Below are 17,912 nucleotides of genomic sequence, written 5' to 3' on the forward strand. Positions count from 1 at the left end.
TGAAATATGTCTAAACTGTTGGTGTAAATTATATTTTTGAGGTGGTATTTTGAAGAAGTTAATAGGTTTTAGTGTGTTGAGTGTTGCTTTGGCAGCTGGGCTTGGGTATGCGGTGTTTTGGGAAGATAAAGATGATGCAAAAGATCCTGGCCAAAAACAGGGTTCCTTACAGCAGGATGCAAGCGAGGTAATGAATAAGGCAGTCGAGGTTGCAGTATCCGATGATGGCAGTGTGAATGCGAATCATTTGTATATCCCATGGACGATTAATAAGAATGGCGGTTTGTTTTTCCTAAGCCAGCGGGAAGGGTCGGTCATTCAAATAAATGGTGACCTCGGCTTGGTAGATGTTCAGAATGTAAAGACCTCTGAGAAGATTTTCAATAAAGGGGAAGCCGGTTTCCTTGGGTTTACGTTAGCACCTGATTTTGCAACAACAAAGAAAGCATTTGCTTTTCACAGCTATCAGAAAGATGGCGAGACCCTGAACCGGATTATTTCACTCAAGCTTGAAGATAAGACGTGGCAGGAAGACAAGGTTCTCTTGGATAAAATTCCTGGCGGCGAGGTTAATAACGGCGGCCGAATTAAAATCGGCCCGGATGGCATGCTGTACGCGACTACAGGTGATATCGGCAAATCGGCGAACGCCCAAAATCTTGACAGCTTAGCCGGAAAAATTTTAAGAATGACCGTGAATGGGGATGTTCCAGCAGATAACCCATATAAAAATTCTTATATTTACTCCTATGGCCATCGTAACCCACAGGGATTGGCTTGGGATCAGGATGGAAACCTGTATAGTTCAGAGCATGGGGAATCAGGGCATGATGAAATTAATCTGATTCAAGCCGGGAAAAACTATGGCTGGCCTGTTGCACAAGGAGATAAAGAGGTGCAAGGCATGATGAAGCCGATTCTTCAATCCGGTGATCAAACGTGGGCGCCATCAGGTATGGCTTTTAATGATGGAAAGCTCTTTGTTGCTTCCTTAGCCGGAAAGAAAATCTTTACGTATGACCTTGCCAGCAAGAAATTTGAAGAGTTTTACAGTGAGGCAGGAAGATTAAGGGATGTGCTGGTTGATCACAATGAATTGTATACAATTACTAGTAACCGTGACAAACGCGGAAATCCGACTGATAAAGATGACCGGTTAATTCATATTTCCTTAACAGAAAAAGCATCTGCCAACTAAAAAAAGGTAATCGTCCATTAAAACAGGCCGATTACCTTTTTTGTTTCTCGGACAGCTATCATCCGCCGCCCAGGCTCTTTACATAATCAGCGACTGCATCAATTTCTTTCGTCGTTAAGTTATCTTTAAATGGCGGCATTTGGCCTTTACCATTCTCTACCTGTCTAATAATCGCAGCCTTGTCCATTTTGGTCTGTTGTAAATTTGGACCATTGTGTCCACCTGTCCCTGCTTCGCCATGGCAGGCCATGCAGTTGTTTTTGTAGACCGCTTCACCAGAGGCAGTGCCCGAGGTTTCTTTTTTCGTTTTGTTAGCCTGCTGCTTTTCCTTCACATTCTGCTTGACTGGAGAGGTATTGATTTTATTTTTAGGGATATCTTTAACCGATCCGTATTTTCCCTCCAATGAGAAGGTATAGATCTTATCGCCATGCTTTGTTCCGGCCAGTGTATTTCCGGCAGCATAGATGGAGATATACTGCTTTCCGTCGACTTCATAAGTAATCGGCGGGGCGTTTGCACCGGCATCCATTTTAAACTCCCATAATTGATCGCCCCTAGAAGCATCGTAGGCAATAATCCGTCCATCATTATGACCGGTAAATAACAGGTTTCCTTTTGTTGTTAACAAACCGCTGTAGGCGATGGCATCCCATTTCTTTTGCCAGACAATTTTATTTGTCTTAACATCAAGAGCGGTCACCGTGCCGCGGCTTGGTGAATTTTTCACCGGCTGCCAGACGCTGCCGATATATTCTTTCCCCTCGGAGAATCGGTCCTTTTCCTCTTCTGCATAATGGGCATAGGCAAAATAATTGTCATTAGCCATTACGTAAAAATACTCTGTGTTCGGGTTATACGCAGATGGCGGCCAGTTGGCTCCTCCCTGCGGAGATGGTTTCAGAGTGACGGGCTTATCCCAGAAAGGAGTAAAGATACTGCCAATGTCACCTTTAAAGTCCTTCGGCAAATCGCGTTTTACGTCTTCTTCCGTCACGGCTTGCGGTACAAATGCGTCGCCAATTGGGAACGGCTGAGTTGGTGATGTTTTTTGATTGGTATTTTGCGGTACCGGTTTTTCCACAATGCCAATCAGCGGTTTCCCGTTTGTCCGGTCCAAAATATATAGCCATCCTGTTTTCCCGGCCTGGACAATTCCTTTACGCATTTGTCCATTCATGTTTACATCAAATAAAACGACGGGATTGGCCGGGTCCATGTCCCAAATGTCATGATGCACCTCCTGGAAGTGCCATTTATATTCTCCTGTATTGGCATCCAGTGCGAGAACAGAGTTGGCAAATAAGTTATCTCCTTCCCGATTGCTGCCGTTCAGGTCTGGGGAGGTATTCCCAGATGCAAAATAAATCATCCCCAATTCAGGGTCAACCGCTGGAGTGTTCCATATCGGCGCTCCGCCGGTCAGCCAGTCCTTGCTGCCGTTTGGCCATGTTTCGCTTCCTTTTTCACCAGGAGCAGGAAGCGTATAACTCCGCCAAATTTGTCTGCCAATTTCGGAGTCATAAGCGGCTACGTACCCTCTGATTCCATATTCACCGCCGGCAATCCCCGTATAGACTTTTCCATCATAATAGAGCGGCGCACTTGTAATCGTATAGCCTTTTTCCCAATCATCGACCCTGGTTTCCCAAACCACTTTGCCCGTTTTTTGATCTAAAGCCACCAGTCTGGCATCCAGTAATCCGACAAAGACTTTTCCATCCCCTAAAGCGACACCTCGGCTTAACCATCCGCAGCAGACAGTATTCATGCCGCTTGGTATCTGCGGCCGATATTCCCAAATCATTTTTCCGGTTTTAGCATCAAGTGCCTGAACCTGATTGGCTCCTGTAATCGTGAACATGACGCCATCATAAACAAGCGGGGTCCCCTCACCTGAATATTTGAACTCAGTCCCGGAACCTAAGCTTGTGACCCATTCTAATTTTAAATTTTTTACATTATCAGCAGTGATTTTATCAAGAGGGGAGTATCTGCTATTGCGAATATCTCCGCCGTTTGTGAGCCAATTCCCTGATGGCGGGGCGGCCAGCTCATCCGCTCCAAACTTGGGAGCAACCTTTCCCTTGTAAGTCATATGCTGATAGGCATTATAATCGGTGCCGGCCAGTTGATCTTTTGTTTGATTATCACTAGCTCCAGGCTTGCTGTCCTCGCCCTTATTTTCTTTCTTTGCTTCAGACTGCGTCTGATGCTGTTTCTCAGGCTTGTGCGCAGTTGTGCACCCGGCAAAAATCAACATAAATAACGTAATAAAAATCCAACCAATCTTCTTCAATTAATTATCACTCCTTTCAAATCTTTTACAGTAATTTTCCCGTAAATGAGTAAAAGGATGCACGGGGACGGTTCTTTTGCTTCTGAAGCAAAAGAACCGTCCCCGTGTTTCATGATATACTTATAACTAAATTGGTAAGAGGAGATCGGATGGTACATGCTTGCAACAAAAAATGTTTCTTTAGTTAAAAACCGAAATTTCTTGATCGTTGCTATCGCGTTAGGGGTCATATTGAACCCTTTAAATACAACGATGATAACGGTTGCATTACCTGAGATAAAAAATGAGTTTTTGCTTACTTCAAAAGATATTACGTGGTTAATTGCTTCCTATTTTATTGTAAGTGCTATTTTCCTGCCCCTCATTGGTAAACTTAGTGACAATTATGGGAGGAAAAAGATCTTTTTATTTGGCCTATTATTGGTAGGTATTTCTTCATTTACCGCTCCATTATCACCGAATATGCCATTTCTCTTAGGGATGAGAACGATACAAGCGATCGGTACATCCGCTCTATACCCTGCTGGGATTGGTATTGTTCGTTCCTATATTCAAAAAAATCAAAACAGAGTAATCGGCACTTTATCAGTATTTGCCACCACGTCAGCCGCATTTGGGCCGACGATCAGCGGATTGTTAATTCAGCAGGGCGGCTGGCATGTAATTTTTTATGTTAACTTTCCGATTATCATTATTTCGGCTATTTTGGCTGTTCTTTTTATTCCGAATGATGTAAGGAGTACAAATAATACATTCAAGTGGGATGGAATTGGGATTATTTTGTTCAGTTTATTTATCACATGCTGGATGTATTTTTTCCAAACACTCGCAAGCGGCTTGAATGTATGGGCATTAATTGGTTCTTTAGTGCTGACATTTTTGTTTTACTTTTTCGAAAAAAAGAAAGCGGGGCCCTTTATCGATGTTATTTTCCTAAAGAATAACCCCAATATTTCATTAGTGTATGTTCAGTATATTTTGGCAACAGTGATCTTTTTTGCCCTGCTGCTGTCCATGCCGATTTATTTGCAATCTGTTATAAAGCTTAGCTCTCAACTTACGGGTATCATCATGCTCTCTATATCCATATTCTCCATCGTTACCACACCACTTGCGACACGTTGGATCGATAAGTCTGGATATAGAAAGCCGTTACTAACCGGAGGGATTATTGGAGTAGTGGGCGGTGTCCTATTGCTGACAATCAATCATAACTCGCCGCTTTACTGGATATTTATCGTGTTATCGACCATTGGATTAAGTAATGGAATATTAAACATAGGATTACAAACACGGCTCTATTCATTTGTTTCTGTAGCTGAAACGGGAACGGCCTCAGGTCTGTTTATGACATCAAGATTCATAGGCAATATCCTTGCCTCCAGCGTATTCGGTGTCATCTTCGCAGCCGGAGTCAACGACACCAGCCAAAACTGGCTGACCATCATTTTACTCATCGTATCCTTCATATTACTGCCAGGAATCCTGTTCATCACAAAAAAGATGCATGGGGACGGTTCTTCTGCATCATGATGTGATGCAAGGGGGGATTCTGAATTTCAGATCTGAAAAGGGACGGTTCATCTGCTTCGAAAGCAGATGAACCGTCCCTTTGTTTCTAAATCCTATTACATGCAGGAACGACTTCTTTAGGTATTGGACATTGATAGACATCTCCACCTAATCGTTCTTTTAGTTCAAGTTTGCATTTCTCAAGGAGCTCTGGATTTTTGATTACTTCAAGTGCTGTTCCGGCTAGTACTTTTCCTGCTTGAAGCATTCCTTTATGAGCAATAGATGTAGCGCCTATGGTAACTACTTGCCAGGTATGGGCCGGTGTCCCTAAAACCCAGCAGGCAGTGCCAATTTGCGCTGTCGGTACAAGCCAGCTCACATCCCCAACATCGGTCGACCCTCCGAGCGGTTTATCTGCTAAATCATCAGAATAAGGATTATTGATATCGGAAATCGCTTTATTTTTGAGAGCCTCAGCTACTTCTTTCGGCAGATTGTTCAATTCGTTTTTTCTGTCTGCTTCAGATAATGTGGCATGAAGCTGTTTGGCAAAAAGAAGTTCTTCCTCATTATAAACCGGCACACCAATCTGATTCATTACTTCAGCCATTTTAGCGTTAAGTGTTGTATTTGGAACCAGGTTGGAGCAGGCTTTATCAAACACAATTTCTACCTCTGTTTCTGTCATCAACGCTGCGCCCCTAGCAATCTTACAAACTCTTTCGTATATTTCTTTAACTTGGTCTGTCTTAGGTGCACGAATTAAATAAAGAACCTCTGCTTCTGCTTGAACAACATTAGGAGAAAATCCTCCAGTGTTTGTAATGGCATAATGGATTCTTGCATCTGAAATGATGTGCTCCCGCAGGTAATTTACTCCAACGTTCATCAGTTCCACGGCATCAAGTGCGCTTCTTCCCAAGTGAGGTTGAACAGCCGCATGTGCACTTTTTCCTTTGAATTTAAAGTATACTTGGTAATTAGCTAATGAGTTCCCTGGTAAAATGGTATTAGTTGTCCAGGGGTGCCAGCAAAGGGCGAAATCAACATCATCAAAACAACCTGCTCTAGCCATAAAGGTTTTTCCAGAACCGCCTTCTTCAGCAGGACACCCATAATATCTGACGGTTCCCTGCAGCCCCTGCTGTTCCATCATCTCTTTTAGAGCAATCGCAGCGGCCAGAGCGCCAGTTCCTAGAAGATTATGCCCGCAGCCGTGTCCATTTCCGCCTGTTTCAATGGGTTCGTGAAAGGTCGTTCCGCTTTTCTGGCTTAGTCCTGAAAGTGCATCGTATTCACCTAGGATGGTTACAACAGGACTCCCAGTACCAAAGCTGCCAACAAAAGCGGTAGGTAGGTCTGCAATTCCTTTTTCAACTGAGAATCCTTCTGCTTCAAGCGTTTGACAAATTAGCTCAGCAGAGCGTGTTTCTTGAAAGCGCGTTTCAGCAAAATCCCAGATTTGATCGCTGACCTGAATGAATTGGTCCCTTTTTTCTTCAATAATCTCAATTATTTTTTGAATATCCGTCATGCTGCATTACTTCCTTTTATTTGTGTTGAATGAGAATTTGTTTTTAAAAATAGGCTTGTCACAATAGGGATCACAAGAGAAAGAATTAATAATGTGAAAGCCCCAGAGTAAGAACCGTTAAATATGGTGATGGTATAGCCCATTAATGTTGGTGCAATCGTTCCTGCCATCTGTCCTCCAAAATACATAATTCCTACTGTGGTTCCCATCGATTCTTGAGAAAAATATTTCAAAGGGAGAGCAAGGACAACAGAGGTGAGACCAACTCCAAAATAAGCCATGCACAGGAATGTAAGCGCCATTGGGACAGAGGCTGCACCCATTGTTAAGTAAAGCGAAATGATACCAATGAGAGAACCTATTATGATAATATACTTTTCTTTCCCTGCTGCTATTTTATCAATCGCCCAGGAACTGAGAGCGATTGCAAGAAGCGAAAATGCAATCGGCAGCATCGAAATGAGGCCCGTTTTCACTAATGCAAGATGACGCACGTTTACCCAATAGGAAGGCAGCCAAGAACTTAATCCCCAGTTCACCATACTCATCCCGAAATAAATAAGCATTAACTTCCAAGCAAGTGGATTTTTTAGCACGTTTATATAAGAAACTTTTGGCTTTTCTTGATTTCTGTTTAATTGGGTTCTTTCAGGAAGGTATTTCCAAAGTAAAAGAAGGAAAATAAAGCCAAGCCCGCCAAAGACATAGAACATTACATTCCAGCCAACCTTACTAATCATTAAGGCAGCCACAATAGAAGCCGTGATGGCGCCTATTTGCGTTGCGGCAGACAACAGTCCTTTTGCCCTTCCACGCTGTTCTTTAGGGAAATTTTCTGCTAAGGCGACAGAACTAGCAGAAGGGAAGCTTCCTTCGCCAATCCCAAATAAGAAGCGAATAATAATCAATGAGAGAAACGACCAAGCGAAGCCAGTAAAAATGGTGAAGATGGACCATACAATTAACGATATGAGGATAATTTTCTTTGAACCATATTTATCTGTCAGCCATCCCCCGATTAATTGCATAATCGCATAAGCTAGAAAGAAACTGCTGATGATCATTCCCGATTGAGTTGGATTTAGGTGAAATTGTTTAGAAATAGAAATGATAGCAACATTCATAGAGTTTTTGTCCATATAGTTGACAATCCAAGTTAAAAAAAGAAGGGTTAAAACAATTGTTTTGGTTTTCTTGTTATACACGTTTTCATTCATAGAAAATCCCCTTTTCATGATAGTTAGAAGTGCTATTTTTGGAATCATTTAAGACATGTCTTAAATTAATTATAACGAGCGGTTTGAAGAATTACAATATAATTTATAATGGAAATTTTCTAAAAATGGCTAGTGTTTAGTATTAAATCAAGTAAACTAGTATAATAAAAGTACTTATGTTCAGATGAAAGGAGCGAAATAGCTTATGATTAAAATTGGCGTGATTACGACTCCTTATTCGCTTGGAAGAATAAAGAAAATTGAACCCATGATTCGGGAGCAATGTGAACTCATTTTCATTCCTTATCGAAAAATTAGCGAGATTAAGGAGTTATATGAGCACTATCAGCCATTTTGTGATGGGTTTGTCTGTAGTGGAGAATTGGGTTATAAAATATTGAGCAAGAATACTGCACACTTTTCAACCCCTACATTTTATTTGGATATCCCTGAAGGGGATTTTTATAAGCATTTATTTACTATTAGCAATGCGAATAAAGATTTAAACTTTTCCAGAGTTTTTATTGACTTTATAAGTGAAGAAAATGGTTTTATGGGTCTCCAGAAAGTATTAAAGGAGGAGGAATTTCCCTATACCCATGACCTTGAAGTTTTGGAAGACATTTATGAGAGGACATTTGAAAAGCATCTAACATTATGGAAGCAAGGGAAGACTGATTTATCGATTACGCGTATGAGCAATGTGGTTAGCCGCCTCGAAGAGTCAGGTATTCCTCATATCTTTATCTTTCCTTCTATTGAATCCATATTGGAACAGATGAAGCAAATCATCAATGAGGTGCAGCTTGCTCGGTTAATGGACAACCAGTTGGCAATCGGCATCATCACGATTGAAGGGCAAGAAACCATGTCTGATTTGGATTTCAAACAGATTCTTCTCCATAAAGCGCTTATGGAGTACAATGATCAATACAAAATACTGTCTGCCATTCAAAAAAAGCATGATTGCTTTGAAATTATCACTTCCTATGGAGAACTAAAAGAGCTAACAAACCAATTTACGCAATGTTCCGTTCTTGAATACCTAAATAAGACGCTCTCGTTCAATACATATATAGGATGGGGTGCCGGTTCCTCGTTATATCAGGCCAAAACATCTGCTGAAAACGCAAATAAAGAAGCGCAATTGCATGGAATTTCTTGTGCTTTCGTGATTACTGACAATCAGGAAATCGTTGGGCCGCTTGGCGAAGAACATTGCATACAAATTATCAATACGGTTGAACCGCAGTTAGAGCAGCTTAGCGAAAAATTAGAAATATCGACCTTGCAAATCAAAAAAATCATGGCGGTCATTGCCAAAAATATGACCGATGAACTAACGGCGGATGAATTGGCATTTCATTTAAAGATTACATTACGTCAGGCCAACCGAATCTTAAATAAACTTGAGGAAAAGGGGATAGCCAAAATCTCACATAAAAAGCAAGAAAAACTGAGAGGAAGACCCAAAAAGGTTTATAAGCTAAACTTTCTATAAGTTCTATAAGTATTGTTTAAAAGTAAAGGTGTTAAATGCAAGTAGTAGATGAATACTTGCATTTAACACCTTATTTTAAATCTATGTCTATAGCTTTAAAGATGCATAGGGACATTCGTTATTGAAATCGTATTATTTATTTTACATAATTACAAAGCTTACCAATCTGCTCTACTTCAACAACTACAACATCTCCGGATTTCATTGGACAGCTTCCCGAAGGTGAGCCAGTAGCCAGAACATCACCTGGCTCGAGTGTCATAACCTGTGAAATCCAGCTAATAAGGAAAGGGATGGAAAGGGACATCTGATTCGTATTGCCATCTTGTACCACTTGTCCATTTAACTTCGTTACGATACGTAAATTAGTCGGATCTATACCGGTCACAATACACGGACCCAGCGGCCCAAAAGTATCAAAACCTTTGCCTCTTGTGAATTGGGGATCGGTTTTTGTAAGGTCCCTTGCCGTTACATCATTAAATAAAGTATAGCCAAACACGTAATCCATTGCCTCTTCTTCTGTTACATTTTTGGCCCGCTTCCCAATAACGATTGCCACTTCTCCCTCCAATTCTACCTGTTGCGTTAAGTCAGGTGATGGAAGGATGATTTCGCCCTGGTCTGGGATCAAGGAAGAGGTCGGTTTTAAAAACAAAAACGGCTCTTTAAGATTGGCCGTTCCTCCAGTCTCTTTTGCGTGTCCAGCATATGTCCAGCCAAAATTAACGATTTTAGAGGGGATAACTGGCTCCAAAATCTTCACATCGCTATATTTAACCCTTACACCATCAAATTTCAGATCATTATTTACAATTTCAGCAAAATCACTGGACAATTGTAATATCTCATTATCTTCAACAATTCCATAAGAAGCTTTACCGTTAGGTTTCTGATAGCGAACTATCGTTTGTGTTTTTTGAAGCACCTGCATTACCATATGAACTCCTTCGCTAACTTGATGTATCTTACCTGTTGCTGATTATATCATATTGTTCTTTTTCTTATTAACCTAATTTTATTACCATTTAATTTGCTATCACCTACGAGCAAAAATGCCCTACAAGTTTATAGATGACCTAGTAGGGCATTTTGTCTATGCTGATTTATTATTGGAATTAAGCTCAGACTCAATATGGGATGTTTTAGAAGATTCACCCATACGCCAGTAAGTAAATAGACTTATTGCTATACAAACGGCAACGTAATAGAAGAAGAGAGATTCTTTTCCGGCATTCTTCAACCATAAGGCAACGAATTCAGCTGACCCGCCGAATATAGCAACGGTGAGTGAATACGGAAATCCTACGCCAAGTGCCCGAATTTCGGTAGGGAATAATTCCGCTTTTACAATCGAGTTGATGGATGTATAGCCAGTCACAATCACGAGGCCGACCAACATAAGCAGAAAAGCCATGACTGGATTTTTTGTCTGTTGCATAAGCATAAAGAGCGGTACCGTCAGGATGGTTCCAAATACTCCGAAACCGATTAATAACGGACGGCGGCCAATTCGATCGGAAAGCATCCCCGCAAGTGGCTGCAGGACAACAAATATGAGTAATGCCAGAAAATTAATCCAGCTGACAGATTGTTTATCGATTCCTACCGTGTTAATCATAAACTTCTGTAAATAAGTTGTAAACGTATAGAAGGCGATCGTTCCGCCCAGCGTTAAGCCAACTACTGTTAAAACTGCCTTTGGATATTTCATTAAAACCTTAAGGGTTCCAGCTTCCTTACGGGTTTCTTTGCCCATTTTCGAAAATTGTTCAGATTCGTCCATTGTACGGCGCAACCATAATACGGCCAATGCTCCTAACGCGCCAATGACGAACGGAATACGCCAGCCCCATGAATGCATAGCGCTCTCACTAAGTGTTTGCTGAAGGATAATCAGAACTCCTAGCGCTGCCAACTGTCCACCGACAAGTGTAACGTATTGAAAACTAGAGTAGAAGCCGCGGCGTCCGCTGCTCGCCATCTCAGATAAATAAGTGGCGGAAGTTCCGTACTCTCCGCCGAGCGAGATTCCTTGAATCAGCCGTGCAATGACGAGAATGATAGGTGATAGAATGCCAATGCTGCTATAACCAGGAGTACAGGCAATAACTAAAGACCCCCCTGCCATAATGGTGACGGAAAGTGTCAACGCAGCTCGGCGGCCACGCCGGTCGGCATATATTCCCATTAACAGACTGCCAATAGGACGCATGAGAAAACCGATAGCGAAAATCCCAGCTGTGTTAAGCAATTGAATGGTGGGATTTCCTTGTGGAAAAAATACAGCAGAAAAATAAATAGCAAAAGCAGAGTAGACGTACCAGTCGTACCATTCAATTAGATTTCCAAGCGATCCCTTGAAGATGTTGCTTGTAATACGTCGTGAAGTTGCACGATCATTTTGTTCTTTCACTCTTAAATCCCCCTTTTATGTTGTAAGCGAATACAAAAAATGTAAACTAGAGTCCATTTCGCCCCTTGATGTTTAATAGCTTACTTATTTACAATGCAAATTTCATGCCAAATTGTTTCAGTGGTAATAAAACCTTTATTTATAACGGAATATAAAGAAAATTAATAATTAATATTTTTCTTTCAAAAAAATATCCGGCAAAAAATTCCGATTAAAACGGATTTTTTTGCCGGATATATTAAATCAAAACGGATTTTTTTTCCTCTGCATAAATAAGTACCTACTGAATTCCGGAGTCTTTAAAATATTTAATCGCTCCCGAATGGAGGGGCACAACCAGACCTTTACCTGCTCCATCTCGATTAATATTATTTGCAGCTTGATGCGCTTGTTGCACTGTATTCAAGTTTTCAAAGAATGTCTTGGTCATTTTATAGACCTGAGCATCTGTTAAATCGGAACGAACTAGAAGTATGTTACGAATGGCTACTGTCGGAATGGGCTGGTTATTTTGGTAGACACCGGCCGGTAGTTCTGCCTTCTCAAAGAATGGATACTGTTTCAATAAATGATCGATAATGTTAGCTTGAATAGGAACAATCGCAACGTCTTTTAATTTCTGCAACTCCAAGACAGCGTTATTGGGAAGGCCGGAAGTAACAAAGGCTGCATCTATTTTTTTGTTTTTTAATTGTTCCATTGCTTCAGCATAGGAAAGGTATTCAGGCTGTATATCCTGATAGGAGATGCTATGTTCCTGCAAAATCATTCGCGCATTCCTCTCAACCCCGCTATTCGGGGCACCTACACCGACCCGCTTTCCTTTTAAATCGTAAACGGACTGAATGTTTTCATCTTGCAGTGTAACAATTTGAACATAGTTAAAATAAAGTCCAGCTACTGCTTTAAATGGCGGTTGCTTGGATCTTGCATCCCTGGATTTTACATAGCGGTCCAGCTCGAAGGCAGCTGTATCGGACATGACAAAAGCCAGGTCCGCCTTATGATTCTCTAATAGGCTCACATTCTCGACTGAGCCGTCTGTAGACCGGACGGCTGTATTGTAACCAAGTTTCGTTTTATACACTTTCGCTAATGCCTCCCCAATGGTGAAATAGGGACCAGAAACCGTGCCGGTTGCAATCGTTAAATAGTCTTGTTCGTTTGCTGGATGATGAGATATTTTTTCTGGCTGCTTCGTACATCCAAGTGTAAAAGCCCCTAGAGTGAACAGTGCAATCCCCACTATTAAAAAGAACCTTCTCATTCCGATTCCCTCAAATATTGCTTCAATTTTTCGCGTAATCCCCTCTCGCTGATGGCTAATTGTTTAGCCGTGTTGATGCGGTGACCCTGATTTTTTTCCAAAGTATAAAGGATATACTGTCTATTTACTTCCGCAAGCGAAAGGCCTTCCGGAAGGAATAGACCTTTCTCATCAGGAGATTCTTTAGAAGGAATATCTTTACGATAAACGGCTTCAGGGAAATCTGACAGCTGGATCACATCGTCATCAGATAGGGCAACCGCATATTCTACTATATTGGAAAGTTCCCGAACGTTACCAGGATAGGAGTAGTGGTAAAGCATCCTTTTTGCATCAAGGCTGCACGATTTCGTCCGGATATTCATATTAGCAGAATAGAAAGCTAAAAAATGGTCGATGAGAAGCGGAACGTCTTCCTTTCGCTCCCTTAATGGAGGAACATGGATTGGAATCACGTTCAAGCGATAGTAGAGATCCTCGCGAAAGTTCCCTTTCGCCACTTCTTCTAGCAGATTTCGATGTGTCGCGGATATAATTCTTACGTCCACTTCCTTTGCCGCTTGAGAACCAAGTGGAGTGAACACCTTCTCCTGAATCACCCGCAAAATCTTCGCTTGAAGGGCAAGTGGCATTTCGCCGATTTCATCCAGGAAGATAGTACCGCCATCGGATTGTTCAAAAAGGCCTTGTTTGCGCTGATAAGCACCTGTAAACGCGCCTTTCTCGTGCCCGAACAGTTCGCTTTCAAGCAATGATTCTGGAATGGCTGCACAATTAATGACAGAAAATGCGTTTTGTTGGCGTATACCTTGAAAATGAATCGCACGGGCCACTAATTCTTTGCCCGTTCCGCTTTCCCCCGTAATCATAATGTTGGAGGGAATATCCTTCACCTTCTCAATTAATTGGAATACTTTCTGCATACATTCACTCTTACCGATTAAACCCGCATAGGATTCCCGCTGGCGTACCGCTTGGCCCAACACTTGGACTTGCTGGTGCAGCTGCTGAAAAGTAAGGGCCTTTTTTAACATTAATTTAACTTCTTCCAGATTTAGGGGCTTTGTTAGATAATGATAGGCACCTTCTTTAATAGCTTCAACGGTGGAATCGATTGTGCCATAGGCGGTCATCATAATCACAACCGTATCCGGCCACTTTTCCTTGATAATCCTAAGAAGATCCATTCCGCTCGATCTGCCTAAATTAAGGTCGAGCAAAACGCCATCAATTGCTTCGCTTTCCAGCAATTTTTGGCCGTTCTCCGCATTAGAAGCTGTCCAAACTGTGTATTCATCCTCAAGAGCGAACGAAAGAGAGGAGCAAATAGCCTGTTCATCATCAATGATTAAAATATCCATCACGAAGCATCTCCTTCATTAGCAAAAAATAGGTTGAAAGTTGTTCCGGTATTTTTGGCGCTTTTCACTTCAATCCGTCCTCCATGCTCCTTCATAATCTTTTGGCTAATATACAGGCCTAATCCAATTCCTTGCTTCTTAGTGGTATAAAAAGGCTGAAATAGATGAAGAGCATCCTCTTCCTTAATCCCTTTCCCCGAATCAGCAATCTTGAGAATTTGCATGGACCCCTCGGTTGAAACATGAAAACTCAATCGTTTTTCCTTCGCGTCTGCCATTGCCTCGATAGCATTAAGGATTAAATTGATTAGTACTTGTTTAATCCGCCCCCGATCCATAAACACTTCCAAGGTTGGGGGAATATCAATTTCTAACATGATCCCTTCACTTCGGATTTGTTTCATAAAAAGATCCGTGACCGATTGAACCAGTTCCAGCAGATTTCCCCATTCGCGATGCATAGGCTTTTCCCGTGAATAATCTAGTAAATCCTCAATAATTCGGTTCATCCTTCCTACTTCTTCCGGGACATGGCGGACAAGTTCAGTTCGAAACCGCGGATCGTCTATTTTTCTAGGAAGCAGCTCAACAAAAGTTTTAATCGCGGTAAGTGGATTACGTAGTTCATGAGCGATACCAGCGACAAGCTGACCTAAAGCCCGCATCTTTTCCTGCGCTATTAATGCTTGTGTTTGTCTATTAACTTCTTGTTGTAATCGTTTATTCCAAATAAAGCTCCCTATCAGAATGGTAAATATGATTCCCATCACGATGAGCAGCCCATAGACCAGATTGCGCCACCAGCTAATGGCTAAGCCGCTATATGGTTCAAGATACTGGGAATATAAGCGTTCGTAAGTACCGTTATGATGGGCTTCTGCTAAACCCTTATTCAATACATTTAATAGTTTATAATTGCCTTTGCGTACGGCAAAAGCATAATCCGCAGGCGGGATCAGTCCGGTCCGAATTCGATAGTGTTTTTGTTCGTCAGCATGTTGGAGAACGTATTCAGCCGTCCAACGGTTCCCCAAGAATACATCTGCTCTTCCTAAAAAAAGCATGTCGAGCGCATCAGGTTGATTAAAGGCTTCTAGTATTTGACTTCCTCTAATACCTTCCAGTTGTGTAATGACAGCATCTTCCCGCTGAACCGCTGCCACTTTTTCTTTCAAATCATTGATACCGGCAATATCCCGAATACTGGAGGGAATCACGACAGCGTCCGACATCGTTAGATAGGAATCGCTGAAGTCAATAAAAGAGTTACGGGTACTGGTATATTTTAGCCCTGCCATCACATCAAGCTGACCAGCCTTTAGCATTTGAATGGCATCATCTAGCTCAAGCGGAATAAATTGGAGCTGATATCCCTGGTGTTCAGTCACTTTCCGCATCAGTTCAATGTCGAATCCGGCAGCTTCGCCATCTTGATCCAAATAGGAAAGGGGCGGTAAGCTTTTATCAAATCCGACTCGAATCACATGCGGATCCTGCGCTGCCGCCAATTGTGGGAAGGCAGGGAAAAGCAGGAGTGTTAGAAAAACTAGTAAACCTAAATATCGCAAAAAAAGCCCTCCCCATATAAAGAGAAACTTCGATCAGTGGGGGTATTATAACCCAATTATTTTATTCATTGTATCACTCTTAAGCTTAATCAAACAGAGTCTGCGTTAGATTTGGGAGATGTAAAGGGACGGTTCTGCCTCGTTTCGTACCTGTACTGAACAAGAGATAAGTAAAATCTGTGAACTCTCTGATAGAACTCAGTTTAGAAAAAGTACCTATCAACGCCGTCATTTTTCGACATTATGGGGTGCATGACAGTCACTTTTTGTGTTCAAAATATTGACAGGTTTATTAAATCCTGATAAGGTAATATAGTTACTTTTGATAACAGTTACCATAGGTAACCATTTTAGGCGGTGATTTACATTAATTATTCACGGAAATTTTTCCATAAACTATTAATGCTGTATCGTCCTTTTGAAAAAAGGCTCAATACTGAGCTCGGGAAGCATGAACTGCACAGGGCGCAATGGACAATCATTTATTATTTGGAAAACATCAATCCTGCCACCCTTGTTGAACTTTCCAATTACCAGGGTGTCGAGAAACCGACGATTACCAGAACAGTCGGCCAATTAGAAGAATTGGGCTACGTCGAGCAGGTTCGTGGAAAGGATAAGCGCGAAAAGCGGATGCAATTAACGGAGGCCGGCAAACAGTTATACCAAGAGGTCCGCGAGACCGTTGATGCCTATGAAGAAGAAATTTTAAGAGGGATTTCAGAAGAGGATCTGAAAACGGCCATCCGTGTGATGGATGATATCCGAAAAAATATAATTCAATCAGGAGATGGAGAAGTTGGAACAAGCGAGACCTAAATTGTGGACGAAGGATTTTATCATTATTTCGGCTGCAAACTTTTTCTTATACTTAATCTTTTATTTATTATTGGTGACCATCGCGGTTTACGCCGTCAATCATTATCATGCCAGTGAAAGCCAGGCGGGACTGGTGACGGGAATTTTCATTATCGGAACCTTGATTGGCCGTCTCGTGATCGGCCGCATCATCGAGTCCGTTGGAAATAGGAAAACAATGCTTTTTGGTCTTATCTTTTTTATTTTGACATCCTTATTATATTACATCGATTTAGGAGTAACCTTTTTACTATTTACCCGCTTTGTACATGGTTTAGCTTTAGGGGTAGCCAGTACCGCAACAGGAACGATTGTTGCCCAGATTATCCCGAAAACACGCAAAGGCGAAGGGATTGGCTATTACAGCATGAGTACCACAATGGCCACCGCCATCGGCCCATTCATAGGGTTATACATGAGTCAGCATACAAGCTATTCAGCTATTTTTAGTTTCTGTTTTGCGTTAGGCCTCATCAGCCTCATCATTGCCTTGTTTATGAAAGTGCCTGAAGTCAAGACACCTGCCAAAAAAGCGGCGGTTAAGGGAGGATTCAAGCTTTCCAACTATATTGAGCCAAAAGCGCTGCCAATTGCCTTGGTCACACTGATTGCCGGCATTTGTTACGCAAGCGTACTTTCTTTTATTAATTTTTATGCTATTGAGATTGATCTCGTAAATGTGGCAAGCTTCTTCTTTATCGTCTATGCCGTAGCAATCTTAGTATCGCGGCCAATCACAGGACGATTAATGGATGTGAAAGGCGCCAACTCGGTGATGTATCCGACTTTTATTCTTTTTGCAGCAGGATTATTCTTATTAAGCTCAGCAAACAACGGCACCATCTTCTTACTTGCTGCTGTCCTGATTGGATTCGGATTCGGAAATATCCAATCTTGTTCACAGGCCATTGCCGTGAAAGTCACACCACTTGAGCGGATGGGTTTGGCGACATCTACGTACTTTATCGCACTGGATGCCGGCCTGGGATTCGGTCCATACGTGATTGGCTTCATCATCCCGTTAACCGGCTACCGTAACCTATATCTTATCATGGCCATCGTCGCCCTAGCCTGCACGGCACTCTACTACATCATGCACGGAAAAAGAAAAGAAACCCTTGCGGAAGTTAGACTGTAAGGTATAGGTTGAGGCATGGGGACGGTTCTCATGCCTCAAT

The 17,912-nt window shown here is 41.9% G+C and carries 13 protein-coding genes; 5 read left to right on the forward strand and 8 right to left on the reverse strand.

The annotated features are described in order from the left end of the window. The first annotated feature begins 49 nt into the window (after positions 1-49). Entirely contained in the window at positions 50-1,198 is a 1,149-nt protein-coding gene (locus V5M37_RS02515; RefSeq protein WP_423800614.1) for a PQQ-dependent sugar dehydrogenase, read from the forward strand. A gap of 58 nt (positions 1,199-1,256) precedes the next feature. Here V5M37_RS02515 and V5M37_RS02520 read toward each other — a convergent pair whose 3' ends face one another. Further along, positions 1,257-3,497, reverse strand: coding sequence for a PQQ-binding-like beta-propeller repeat protein (locus V5M37_RS02520; protein ID WP_423800615.1), 2,241 nt, complete (start codon positions 3,495-3,497; stop codon positions 1,257-1,259). A gap of 156 nt (positions 3,498-3,653) precedes the next feature. Between V5M37_RS02520 and V5M37_RS02525 the strand changes: the two genes are divergently transcribed. Further along, the gene (locus V5M37_RS02525; RefSeq protein WP_423800616.1) at positions 3,654-5,030 is read left to right on the forward strand and encodes an MFS transporter; all 1,377 of its coding nucleotides are present in this window, start codon (positions 3,654-3,656) and stop codon (positions 5,028-5,030) included. An 85-nt stretch (positions 5,031-5,115) separates the two neighbouring features. On the opposite strand, the gene V5M37_RS02530 is transcribed toward V5M37_RS02525, so the two are convergent. Then, complete coding sequence (locus V5M37_RS02530; protein WP_423800617.1) at positions 5,116-6,546, reverse strand: M20 family metallopeptidase; 1,431 nt, start codon at positions 6,544-6,546, stop codon at positions 5,116-5,118. Next, the gene (locus V5M37_RS02535; RefSeq protein ID WP_423800618.1) at positions 6,543-7,763 is read right to left on the reverse strand and encodes an MFS transporter; all 1,221 of its coding nucleotides are present in this window, start codon (positions 7,761-7,763) and stop codon (positions 6,543-6,545) included. The genes V5M37_RS02530 and V5M37_RS02535 overlap by 4 nt, the downstream gene beginning before the upstream one ends. A gap of 205 nt (positions 7,764-7,968) precedes the next feature. Between V5M37_RS02535 and V5M37_RS02540 the strand changes: the two genes are divergently transcribed. Next, a complete protein-coding gene (locus V5M37_RS02540) occupies positions 7,969-9,264 on the forward strand; it encodes a transcriptional regulator (protein ID WP_423800619.1) in 1,296 nt (431 codons plus the stop codon). 136 nt (positions 9,265-9,400) lie between these two features. Here the strand turns inward: V5M37_RS02540 and V5M37_RS02545 are convergent, their stop codons facing one another. From V5M37_RS02545 to V5M37_RS02565, 5 genes are all read right to left on the reverse strand, one after another. Then, on the reverse strand, positions 9,401-10,198 hold the full coding sequence (locus V5M37_RS02545) for a fumarylacetoacetate hydrolase family protein (RefSeq protein WP_423800620.1): 798 nt from the start codon (positions 10,196-10,198) through the stop codon (positions 9,401-9,403). 162 nt (positions 10,199-10,360) lie between these two features. Further along, positions 10,361-11,680, reverse strand: a complete 1,320-nt coding sequence (locus V5M37_RS02550) for an MFS transporter (RefSeq protein WP_423800621.1) — start codon at positions 11,678-11,680, stop codon at positions 10,361-10,363. A gap of 280 nt (positions 11,681-11,960) precedes the next feature. Further along, complete coding sequence (locus V5M37_RS02555) at positions 11,961-12,947, reverse strand: TAXI family TRAP transporter solute-binding subunit (protein ID WP_423800622.1); 987 nt, start codon at positions 12,945-12,947, stop codon at positions 11,961-11,963. Further along, positions 12,944-14,308, reverse strand: coding sequence for a sigma-54-dependent transcriptional regulator (locus tag V5M37_RS02560; RefSeq protein ID WP_423800623.1), 1,365 nt, complete (start codon positions 14,306-14,308; stop codon positions 12,944-12,946). The genes V5M37_RS02555 and V5M37_RS02560 overlap by 4 nt, the downstream gene beginning before the upstream one ends. Then, positions 14,308-15,876, reverse strand: coding sequence for a transporter substrate-binding domain-containing protein (locus tag V5M37_RS02565; RefSeq protein ID WP_423800624.1), 1,569 nt, complete (start codon positions 15,874-15,876; stop codon positions 14,308-14,310). Before V5M37_RS02565 ends, V5M37_RS02560 begins: the two co-directional genes overlap by 1 nt. Before the next feature lie 357 nt (positions 15,877-16,233). Between V5M37_RS02565 and V5M37_RS02570 the strand changes: the two genes are divergently transcribed. Both V5M37_RS02570 and V5M37_RS02575 read left to right on the forward strand, forming a co-directional pair. Beyond that, positions 16,234-16,695 carry a MarR family winged helix-turn-helix transcriptional regulator gene (locus tag V5M37_RS02570; RefSeq protein WP_423800625.1) on the forward strand — a complete coding sequence of 154 codons (462 nt, stop codon included), beginning with the start codon at positions 16,234-16,236 and terminating at the stop codon, positions 16,693-16,695. Then, complete coding sequence (locus V5M37_RS02575) at positions 16,676-17,872, forward strand: MFS transporter (protein WP_423800626.1); 1,197 nt, start codon at positions 16,676-16,678, stop codon at positions 17,870-17,872. Before V5M37_RS02570 ends, V5M37_RS02575 begins: the two co-directional genes overlap by 20 nt. Positions 17,873-17,912 lie beyond the last annotated feature (40 nt).

The organism is Neobacillus sp. SAB-20_R2A, from assembly GCF_049568635.1.
In the GTDB taxonomy this organism is placed as follows: Bacteria; Bacillota; Bacilli; order Bacillales; family Cytobacillaceae; genus Neobacillus; species Neobacillus citreus.

Coding starts and splice junctions, on each gene's coding strand:
- V5M37_RS02555 (WP_423800622.1), bottom strand. CDS start 12,947: ATGAGAAGGTTCTTTTTAATAGTGGGGATTGCACTGTTCACTCTAGGG.
- V5M37_RS02545 (WP_423800620.1), bottom strand. CDS start 10,198: ATGCAGGTGCTTCAAAAAACACAAACGATAGTTCGCTATCAGAAACCT.
- V5M37_RS02530 (WP_423800617.1), bottom strand. CDS start 6,546: ATGACGGATATTCAAAAAATAATTGAGATTATTGAAGAAAAAAGGGAC.
- V5M37_RS02560 (WP_423800623.1), bottom strand. CDS start 14,308: ATGGATATTTTAATCATTGATGATGAACAGGCTATTTGCTCCTCTCTT.
- V5M37_RS02535 (WP_423800618.1), bottom strand. CDS start 7,763: ATGAATGAAAACGTGTATAACAAGAAAACCAAAACAATTGTTTTAACC.
- V5M37_RS02540 (WP_423800619.1), top strand. CDS start 7,969: ATGATTAAAATTGGCGTGATTACGACTCCTTATTCGCTTGGAAGAATA.
- V5M37_RS02525 (WP_423800616.1), top strand. CDS start 3,654: ATGCTTGCAACAAAAAATGTTTCTTTAGTTAAAAACCGAAATTTCTTG.